The sequence below is a fragment of the Myxococcales bacterium genome (genome assembly GCA_016706225.1).
Classification (GTDB): domain Bacteria; phylum Myxococcota_A; class Polyangia; order Polyangiales; family Polyangiaceae; genus JADJKB01.
Map to the genome: position 1 here is coordinate 1 of JADJKB010000019.1, position 9,587 is coordinate 9,587.

Below are 9,587 nucleotides of genomic sequence, written 5' to 3' on the forward strand. Positions count from 1 at the left end.
GACCCCGTCCTCAACTTGGACGAGGCGTACCGAGCATTTTATGCGCAGGAACGGCGCGCAGTTCTCCGCCGGAAGCGTTGGGAGCCGTACCTGTGAAGTGACGTTCCGTTTCAGGACGGACTGACGCCCTGGCCACCTGTGGGCAAACAGGAGCCGACCTCGGGGCGCGCCAGGAACCGCTTCGCTCCCGTGTGATATCATCGAGTCGGAGGTTGGATGTTCACTGGCGGCGTTTTTGCAATTTCCGGCAATATCCCGGACAGCGATTGGCAACGTATCCAGAAGGTCGCAGCCGCGATCTACTCCATGCTGAATTCGCTCGCTCAGCAGGGGCGATTTGATCGTCGTGTCATTCGATTGCTGAAGCCAGTGAACACGGCAGTGTTGCTGACCGAGCAGCATGTGCACATCGTTTGCACGAACAAGGGGGTGGGCGGCGCGCTTCGTGTGGTGCATAACGACCTCCGCGGCAGAGGGCCACTCGACCTGTCGACAGCCATTGCAATCGTCGAACGCGATCTTGTGTTCGAACAGGCGTTCGGCTTCTCGTTTCCGGCGCTGTGGGTGGCTGGCGAGGAGCCCGGCGAGGCAGAAATACTCGCTATCGTCGAAGGATACTATGGCAACGAGCTCATGTACTCGGAGCGCCTCGCCCGTGTCGTCCGCATCAACCCAATATTCCGCGCGCGCGATGTACTCGTGGATGACTCCCTCTGTTTCGTTCTGATGCCTTTTGGGAACGACGCGAAGCTTCAGGAGGTGTTCGCTGACCAAATCGCGCCAACCATTGCGGCAGCAGGGCTCAAGTGCATGCGAGCTGATGACATCTATGACACCCAGCCGATTATCGAAAGCATCTGGGAAAACATCATGCGTGCCAGGCTGCTCGTAGCCGATCTGACCGGACGCAATCCGAATGTCTTCTACGAACTTGGGATTGCCCACACCGTCGGCAAGGACGTCATACTTCTCTCCCAGAACATCGACGACGTTCCTTTCGACCTTCGTCACCTTAGAATCATCCTGTACGAAACATCGGCACGCGGGGCCGCCGCGCTGGCGAAACAGCTTGGCGCAACCTTCGCCGCCTTGAAGTCGCGGTAGAGTCCATGAATGCGCGGCTGCAGCGGCGCCTCGCCAGTCTGGCCCCGGGCAAGCCGGAAGCGGCTCGTTTCGAAGTCCTCACAGCCCTTATTTTCAAGCGGGCGTTCCAGCCCTCAATAGACAGGCCGCTACTTCAGACATCGAGTCCTCACCCGAATTACAGGCGCGACATCATACTTCCCGTCGCGACTCCGGTTGGGCTTTGGCACTACTGGGCTGTCGTATATGGCAGCGACTTGATAATGATCGAGTGCAAGAACCATGCGGGCCCGCTAGGTCCGACAGACGTGGACTTGACCGCAAAGTATCTGCGCCGACCCGGCCTCGCTCGACTCGCGTTCATTGCAACACGGAAGCCGCCAAGTCCCGAGGCAGTTGAAGTCGCACGCGACATCTTCCGCGTCGACAACAAGCTGCTCATCTTTCTTGCTGATACCGAATTGAGCCAGTTGGCCCAATTAGGTGGTCGAGGCACGGAAGCGGAAGCGTACCTGCGCCGCGTGTACCAAGGACAGAAGATGGTCCTCTGATTCACGCTCGCGGGAGCGGCTGTCGCTCGCCGGCGCGGGGCCGACACGCTGTCCGATCGGGTTGTTCAGATTTCTGCGCGTTCAGGCGCCCGCTGACCGCGCCGCATAACTCACGTTGCACCCGCCGAACGCCGGCCTTGCCGACTTCACCGCCGTTCCGCTTCCGCGGGCGACCACTCTGATGCGGCCTTCGGCGCTCGCCAAGAATGACCCACCTCTGCTCGGGAGAATCGACCCGGCTTCTTGATCGGGTAAATCGTGGTGCACCGATTTCGGCGTTGGTGCGAAGAAGCCGCAGGCCCCGGTAGGGGCGCTGCGGCTTCCGAAGCGGAGGTCAGGTCGCCGTTAGCCGGAGGGATCGCGCAAGGACGGGCCGTCGATGGTGACGGTGTGGCACTGGTGGCGGATGCGGCTGAGCAGAGCGTCGCAGAGGGCCTTGTTGCCGAGGAAGTTCTGCCACTCTTCGTAGCCGAGGTTGGTGGTGATGATCGTGGCCTTCCGCTTGTAGCGCTCCTCCATCAGACGGAAGAAGACGTTGGTCTGCTCGGGCCGAAGATTCAGGTATCCCATCTCGTCGATGACGAGCAGATCCACGCGGGCGAGGCGGTTGAGCAGTTTGCGTGACGAGCGGTCAGCGAGCGAGGCGTACATCTCGTCGAACAAGTCCTGCGCTTTGAGGAAGAGCCCGCGGTAGCCGTTCTGGAGGGCCTTCAGGAGCAGGCCGGTGGCGAGTCCTGTCTTGCCCACGCCGGTGCCACCGATGAAGACCAGATTCTCGGCGCGGGCAACGAAGTCGAGGCTGGCGAAGCCGCGGATCTGGCGAGCGGAGATCCCCGGCTGGCGCTTGAAGGGGAACGACTCGATGGTCCACTGCTCAGGCATGGCGGCGCGCTTGATGCGCCAGTTGAGGGCGGACTCTTGCTTGTTGTGCCACTCGGCGCGCAGCAAACGGAGCAGGAACTCGCCGTAGGTGAGCTGCTTTTTCTCGGCGTGCTGAAGCTCCTCTTCGATGATCTGGCGGACCTTGCTGAGGTGCAGGGTCTTGAGCAGCTGATGGAGCTCGTCGTCGCGCATGGGTCACTCCTGCTCGTCGTCGGGGTCGCGACGCGGGAAGTAGTCGTGGCGGATGTTGCGCAGGATCATGGTCTCGATGCGCTCGAGGTCGTAGAGGCCGTAGCGAGCTGCGTCGCGGAGCGCGTCGATGAGCGGTGGCTGCGGATAGTCGCGCAACAGGCGGCGAAGCTGGCGCAGGCGGGCAACGCCCCGTCCTCAAGGTGCGCGCCGGTGCAGCTCGGTGATCCAGGTGGCGAGCTCGGGGAGCTCGGCGTGCAGCTGGCGCTCCTCGGCGACGAGCTGCTCGTCGCGGCGCTGCCTGTGCTCGGCGCGCTCCGGCTCGGGGAGCCGCACTCGCTTCGGGCCATCCACCCGGCGCGGATGGGTGGCAACCACGCGCGGCCCATCGAACAGCTGGATCTCGGTCTTGGTCTCGCGCACCTCGAGCTGGTGACCGATGTAGCGAGCGGGCACTTCGTAGCGAAACGTGTGGACGTTGACGTAGCTCTCGAGGTCGACGAGGCGGGTGTGGATGCGATAGACGGGTGAGCGCCAGGCGGGCAACGGGACGAGCAGGTGGCTCTCGGCCGCGAAGAGATCGCGGCGAGCGGCGTGGAGCTTGCGGCTGAAGGCGGCGTTGATCTTGTCGCACCAGATGACGGCTTCGCGGTTGGCGTGGTCGAAGTCGTGGAACTTGCGCCCAACGAGGAAGTTGTTCTGCACGAAGTCGAACAGGCCCTCGACCACGGCGGAGCGGTTGGCGTCGCCCTTCTCGTGGGCGCGGAACTCGAAGCCGCGCGCTTCACCGAAGGATGCCATCTCGGGCACGGGAACCATGTCTTCGCCGGTGCCGCGCAGCACGATGACGCTGCTGTTGTCGACCATGCAGATGGGGCAGGTGCCGCCCACGTAGTCGAAGGAGTCGTCGAGGAAGACCTTGCACTCGAACCGCGTGAACTGCGGGTACAGCTGGACGTAGGCCAGCCGCGAGTAGGCGAGCGCGAGCCCCGCGATCTGCACGGCCCTCTCGCGCCCGCCGATGTCAGCGAAGTGGGGAGACGTGTCGTGCTGCATCTCCTTGCCTGGCTGATGGTCGTAGCGTCCCGCAGGCTTCTTTGGCTCGTGCCCGATGCCGTGACGGCGACAGTACGCGGTCAGGGTCGGGTACGAGAGCTGTGCGCCCTGGGCCGCAAGCTCCTCGTGAACGCGCACGAGGTTGCCCTTGCACTCGTGGACCAGCTGGACGAGCTCGTCGTGGTACGGCTCGGCTTTCTCGCTGCGGTCGAGGGCTGGGACATCGGTCGCTCCCGATGCGATGACCCGCCGAACCGCGTTGCGTGAGATGCCGAGCATGCGAGCGATGACGCGTTTGCCATGACCCGCTTGTTGCAGGGTGAGGATGGTGGATCGAGTCGTCTCATCCAACATCGGGAACCTCCTTCTCGATGGTGCTGACCAAGTGCTCGACGTCGCGGCGCGCGCCAGCAGCAGTCCGCCGCAAGCGCGCCTGCTCCGGCGGCAACAGCTGCTGAACGACCCCACCCCGGACTCGAGTCAGCGCGCGCCGGGCGATGCCACCCACGGCGCCGACGTCTCGCTCGAGCTCTTGCGCCGGGTCGTCGGGCTTGCCGCCGCGTGGCTCGCTGGCACGCAGAAGCAGCTCCGGGTGCAGCAGCAACTGCTCGCGGCTCGTCTCGCTGCCGCGTGCAAACGCAGCGCACAAGAGCGCCGTCTGCCGCGTGCTCGGGCGGAGCGGGGCGAGGGCCTGGGCCAGGGCGATGGCGCCCGCGCGGTTGGCGCGCGCCAAAGGCAACAGGTGTTTCATGGCGGCGTGCGGGGACAGCTTTCCGTCGCGCACCAGCTGCTGGATTGCTTCGGGCAGCGTCGCGGCCAGGCCGAGCCGGCGACTCACCCAGCTCGGGCTGCGACCGAAGCGGCGGGCCAGATCTTCGAGCGACAGCTCGAATCGCTCCTGGAGCTCGCGCACCAGCCATGCCTGCTCGAGCGCGCTCTCCCCCTCGGCCGCGCGCATCAGCCGCCCGAGCAGCAGCGCCTCCGGCTCGGGCAGGTCCCAGCAGGTGGCGCGGACCAGATCCTGGCCGAGCTTGTGGAGCCCTCGGACCCGCTTGTAGCCGTCGACCAGGATGTAGCGGCCGGCGTCTGTCGCCGCGATCACGACTACCGGCAGCTGCTGGCCGTCGCGAGCCAGGGACGCCACAACCCGGCTGTCGCGCTCGCGGCTCGTCGTCCGCAGCGCCTCGTACCGGCGGTCCAGCTGGTGGAGCTCGAGGTCCATGGCCACCGCGACGGTCGCAAATCCTCAGCCCGTGGTCCGTCTCCTCTCGTATCTCGCCGCCGCCGTCACAGACCCAGCTCCCGAAGCTCCGTCATGCTCGCCTCGAGCTCTGCGAACGCCGTGATGGTGGAGCGCACCGCCGCCACCGCGCGCCTGAGCTTTTCCCCCGCGAGAACGCCGGTTTGTGCGCTGCCAACGGCCCGATCGAGCAACTGCTCGGCCTGCGAGACCAGGCCACGGAGCCTGCCCAGCAGGGCCCCGCCCATCACCGTCGTCTTCTCTCGTATCTCGCGCAAGCGCTGGCCCCAGCGCCATCGCCGCTGGTAGTCCCGCTGCTGTCGGCGGAACGGGACCACCACGTCCTGGTAGTGCTCGGCCGTCATCTCCTTGTTATTGGCGCGCCACTCGCGGCACTGCTTCGCGTGCCGGCCTCGCTGGCACTCGGGCGCGCCACAGGTGACCTGGCGCTCACGAACTCTTGGGTCTGGAACGAACTCGCCGCTACACTGCACGCAGCGGCAGGCGGTTGTTGAATTCATCCGGGCATGGTGTCCGGCCATCATCTCCTGCCGCTACTTTCCATCCCGACCACGGGCTCGGCCGCGGAGGCGAGAGCGGACAAGCTCCGACGATCTGCGGCACCCCGACCGCTCCGGCGCAACGGCTGCCCCACGCCACAAAGCTCTCGCCTCCGTGGCGAGCACCGCGCCGCTCATCGCGCTCCGCGCGCCACGCCGTTACCGCGGCGCGGCCCAGCTCAGCGTCACCCGCAAGGGTGGGTCACTTCTGACGAGCGGAGGCGGGTCAATTCTGCCGAGCGCCTAAGTGCGGCACTCGCCCGCGTCTGTTGCGCCTTGCCGACTGCCGACTTGACGCTCGGCGTTCGCGGGTGAACGTGGTCCCGTTATGCAGACGCTGCCTGAGGCGACCCATGCCGATCTTCGAGCTTAGCCTGAGCAACCCGATCCTCTGGGAGCTTTCTGAAGCGTCCGCCGACCGGTCACCACCCCTCGAGCACGCCCACGGCATGGCGGTATTGAATCCTTTGCGGTTCTCCGGCGGGTCGAGACACACCGACAACTTGATGGCCTGGAGAGCGGGCAGCCGAACCCTCTGCGCATCGTCGACGTTGCTGTACAGCATGCCGGCCGACCCTGAAAACGCCGGATTCGAAGTCGTCATCGGCTTTCTGAGACGGCTTCGGGTTCGGTTCACCCAGGCGCTTCTCTCTCCGCGCAGTATCATTTGCGTAGCGCGAGGAATTGAGGTCGCACCGCTGCGCGTGCTGTTTGAACCGACCACGGCTCATCTTGGACCGACCTTTTCGAGACACTTCGCGCACTTCGGGATGCTCGATCAGCTGGATGCGCTTCGTCTCGACGACGATGACGTTGCGGCAGAGTTGTTGGTCGATGCGATCTCCGCCCTCGAGTACTCCGACTTCAGACGCGCGATCATCTTCTCTGCTATCGCGGCCGAGGCAGCCGCCAGCGCGAGCGTCGAACGTCTGCATGCGCAGGCGCTCGCCGAGGACCCTCCTCCATTTCACTACGTCGAGGCAATTGCCGGCGGCGTGCGAAAACGCATCGATCCTATCTTCAACCTCATTTGGAGTGAAGCGCGCGGCAACTACCTGCGGCGTGCACTGCATGAGGCCCGCTTGCACATCAGGAAGCCGTCGCTGCTTGTCGAGAACGAAGCACTGTACCAAGCACTCCGGCGAGTTGCGACAACGCGGAACGACCTCGTTCATCGCGGCATTCCAGAGCAGGGCGAAGCACGAGTGACAGTGGACAAGGCAGGAGCGGTGCAGGCCATCTCTGCTGCACACGAGTTGCTGCAGTGGCTGGGGGTGCCGGTCGGACCTTGGGAGCCAGACGTGGACATGCTCGCGGCGGACGAGATGGGGCACGTTGTTCAGGATTCTTCGGAATAGCAGCCTTGCCACGGCGCAGCTTCCACGATGCGCTGCATAACTCACGCCCTGAGGCGGACCGCAAGCCCTACTGAGCTTGCTGCACCGCAAACGCGAGCAGGGGGGAGCCACGCTTTTGGAGTGCGGTCAGGTAGCGTGATTCGTCGTAGCGGGTTCGGTCGAGCCAGCAGCGGTGAATGATTCGGATCCATTTGAAAGCGAGGAGCGGACTGCGGCGTTGTGTGACGAGCCCTTGGCGCGCTGCTTCTCGTAGAAGGCCTTGGCCCAAAACGAGCGCGGAATGGTCTGCTCGGTCCACTCGACGAAGGTTTGGCGGAGGAACTTGGTGCAGGCGTAGCGCCAATGGACCAGCTCTTGTTCCCGCTGCGCTCGGTGACCGGCGCGATGCCCATGCACTTCTGGACGGCAGCGGCGGTGGGGAACCGCTCGCGACGCTCGCCGAAGGCAGTCAGCAGTCGAGGAGCCAGCGCAGGACCGGCTCCAGGGAGCGAGTCGAAGAGCTCGAAGTCGGGCAGCGACTGGGCCAAGGTCGCGATCTGACGTCGAACTGCTCGATGGCGGCGCAGACGGCACGGAGCTGCGGCAGAAGGAGCTGGACCATGAACCGAGCGGGCTCGATGGCACCAGCGTCGGTCGTGAGCGGCCGTTCGCTGTGGAGCTCTTCGAGGCGGCGGTCGATGACGGCCTTCTGTCGAACGTTGTGGCCGTGGAAGAACGCGACCACGGTCTCGCGGCGAGCTCTCTGGGCGTCCTGGAGGGTCGGCCAGCGCTCGATGAAGTCGATGAACACGTCGGTCCACTTGTCGCGAAACCAGCCCAGAACCTGCGGGTAATAGGCCTTGAGTGCAGCCGTGATGCGGTTGGTGATGCACCCGGTCCTCGACGAAGGCGCGGCGTTCGGCGACGAGAGACGGCGGAGCTGTCGCATGGGAGCGCTTTCCCGTTTGAGTGGCGGAAGCTTCTCCGGATGGCGCAGCAGCAGCTCCAGGATCAGCTCTGCGTCGGTGGGGTCGTCCTTTGCGTTGCTGGGCACGAAGGTCTTGCGGTAGCCGGCGACGGTGCCGGGCCTCACCGGGCAGACGACGATGAAGTCGTGCTCGAGCAAGGCCGAGACGATCGGGCCTTCCTCGAGCTCGACGGCCACGGCGACCGGGGCACCGGCGAAGCGCTCACGGAGTCGAGCAATCCACGCTTCAAGAGCGGCCCGGCGGTGAGGAACGACCTCGCGCTCCAGACCCTCGTTGCCAGGGACACTGAGGCAGACATCGTGCTTCTTGTCGGCCCAGTCCAACCCGATGAATGCGGCAAATTCGTCGAGACTTTTCTGCATGCGACCTCCTCGGCTATTCTTCTGGTCGGGACATGCAGCGGCCGCGCCCAGCGAAGGCAATATGGTGAGCCGGTTCGAGCGGCTTCCCGAGATTCGTTACAGGCGAGGCACACCCACGGGTTCGAATGCGAGGTTAGAGAGCATCAACTGCTCGACGTTGCAGATTCGTAGCCCGCGGGTGCATGTCCCGCTTTCCATCCTCCGGTCTGAGCAGAAGTCTGAGAAGCAGAACGGAGCGGCCATATCACGTTGCACCCGCCGAACGCCGGCCCTGCCGACTTCGCCGTCCGTTCCGCTTCCGCGGGCGACCACTCTGATGCGGCACTCGCCCGCGTCTGTTGCGCCTTGCCGACTGCCGACTTGACGCTCGGCGTTCGCGGGTGAACGTGTGTCTCGTTAAACCGACGAACCGGACGCCCACCGCGTTGAACGTGATTCTCCGCGTCTGAGCTTGCTGCGTTGCCGCCCTGAACAGCCGACGCTAGGCTCTGTTTGTGGCACAAGCCCTTCCGATTCCGCCCCCTGGATTCGACGAACTCTCTCCAGAAGAGAAGGTGCGCTATCTGACCGCGCTTTGGGACAGAGTCGTCGAGCAGCAGGACGCGCTACCGATGTCCGATGCGCAGCGAGCTCTCGTTCGTGAACGCCTCGCGGCCCACCAAGCCAACCCCGATGCTGCACGTCCCTGGTCTGAGGCGAGGCGCGATATCGAAGCCCTTCTGCGCCAGCGACCGTCTCGTTGATGCGACCTGAGCCGCGCATCACGCCCGACGCCGAGGCCGACACCTTGGCCGCAGCGCGGTACTACGAGGCCGAGCGGGCGAATTTGGGGCTTGGATTCCTCGACGAGTTTGACCACGCCTTATCGCTGATTCGCGCGACGCCGCTCCTTTTTACGCTCGTCGATGATCCGGTTCGGCGTGTCCTTCTCCGCCGCTTTCCTTACGGCGTGTTCTACGTTTCCGGCGAGGAGCGTGACACCATCCTCGCGGTCGTAGACCTCCGGCAGGATCCGGAAACAGTTCGCGGCGCATACAACCGCTGACGGGGAACGCCTTTGCCTCACAGTGCCACGCGCTGCGGTCTAACTCGCTGCTGCTCCCGCCGAGCGCGGCCTTGGCGACTTCACCGTCCGTTCCGCGGCGGCCGGCGACACTCTGGTACGGCACACGCCGGCCTCGGACAACGCCCTGCCGACTGCTATGATCTTCCTCGCGCTCGCGGGAGAGCGCGGTTTCGTTAGACCGACCTGCCTTCATGCGTGGGGTTCACGGCCGTTGCGATGGCCGTTGCGCTTGGCAGTCTGGTACCGTTGTCTCCGCCGTCCGTCAGCGCACG

At 64.9% G+C, this 9,587-nt stretch carries 10 protein-coding genes and 1 pseudogene; 5 read left to right on the forward strand and 6 right to left on the reverse strand.

What is annotated here, in order from left to right:
• The first annotated feature begins 216 nt into the window (after window positions 1-216).
• Window positions 217-1,104, forward strand: coding sequence for a hypothetical protein (locus tag IPI67_24450; GenBank protein ID MBK7583329.1), 888 nt, complete (start codon window positions 217-219; stop codon window positions 1,102-1,104).
• 287 nt (window positions 1,105-1,391) lie between these two features.
• The gene (locus tag IPI67_24455; protein MBK7583330.1) at window positions 1,392-1,634 is read left to right on the forward strand and encodes a hypothetical protein; all 243 of its coding nucleotides are present in this window, start codon (window positions 1,392-1,394) and stop codon (window positions 1,632-1,634) included.
• 345 nt (window positions 1,635-1,979) lie between these two features.
• Here the strand turns inward: IPI67_24455 and IPI67_24460 are convergent, their stop codons facing one another.
• From IPI67_24460 to IPI67_24480, 5 genes are all read right to left on the reverse strand, one after another.
• A complete protein-coding gene (locus IPI67_24460; protein ID MBK7583331.1) occupies window positions 1,980-2,708 on the reverse strand; it encodes an ATP-binding protein in 729 nt (242 codons plus the stop codon).
• 3 nt (window positions 2,709-2,711) lie between these two features.
• Window positions 2,712-2,864: a hypothetical protein gene (locus IPI67_24465; protein MBK7583332.1), complete on the reverse strand. Its 153-nt coding sequence runs from the start codon at window positions 2,862-2,864 to the stop codon at window positions 2,712-2,714.
• 39 nt (window positions 2,865-2,903) lie between these two features.
• Window positions 2,904-4,115: a transposase gene (locus IPI67_24470; protein MBK7583333.1), complete on the reverse strand. Its 1,212-nt coding sequence runs from the start codon at window positions 4,113-4,115 to the stop codon at window positions 2,904-2,906.
• On the reverse strand, window positions 4,105-4,983 hold the full coding sequence (locus IPI67_24475; GenBank protein ID MBK7583334.1) for a ParB N-terminal domain-containing protein: 879 nt from the start codon (window positions 4,981-4,983) through the stop codon (window positions 4,105-4,107). Before IPI67_24475 ends, IPI67_24470 begins: the two co-directional genes overlap by 11 nt.
• Before the next feature lie 65 nt (window positions 4,984-5,048).
• Window positions 5,049-5,522, reverse strand: coding sequence for a hypothetical protein (locus IPI67_24480; protein MBK7583335.1), 474 nt, complete (start codon window positions 5,520-5,522; stop codon window positions 5,049-5,051).
• A 392-nt stretch (window positions 5,523-5,914) separates the two neighbouring features.
• Between IPI67_24480 and IPI67_24485 the strand changes: the two genes are divergently transcribed.
• A complete protein-coding gene (locus tag IPI67_24485; protein ID MBK7583336.1) occupies window positions 5,915-6,919 on the forward strand; it encodes a hypothetical protein in 1,005 nt (334 codons plus the stop codon).
• Window positions 6,920-6,986: 67 nt separating this feature from the next.
• Here the strand turns inward: IPI67_24485 and IPI67_24490 are convergent.
• Window positions 6,987-8,249 (reverse strand): annotated as a pseudogene (locus IPI67_24490) (IS110 family transposase).
• Window positions 8,250-8,743: 494 nt separating this feature from the next.
• Here IPI67_24490 and IPI67_24495 point away from each other — a divergent pair.
• Together IPI67_24495 and IPI67_24500 are read left to right on the forward strand one after the other, a co-directional pair.
• Window positions 8,744-8,992 carry an addiction module protein gene (locus tag IPI67_24495; GenBank protein MBK7583337.1) on the forward strand — a complete coding sequence of 83 codons (249 nt, stop codon included), beginning with the start codon at window positions 8,744-8,746 and terminating at the stop codon, window positions 8,990-8,992.
• Window positions 8,992-9,294, forward strand: coding sequence for a type II toxin-antitoxin system RelE/ParE family toxin (locus IPI67_24500; GenBank protein ID MBK7583338.1), 303 nt, complete (start codon window positions 8,992-8,994; stop codon window positions 9,292-9,294). The genes IPI67_24495 and IPI67_24500 overlap by 1 nt, the downstream gene beginning before the upstream one ends.
• The last annotated feature ends 293 nt before the right edge of the window (window positions 9,295-9,587 follow it).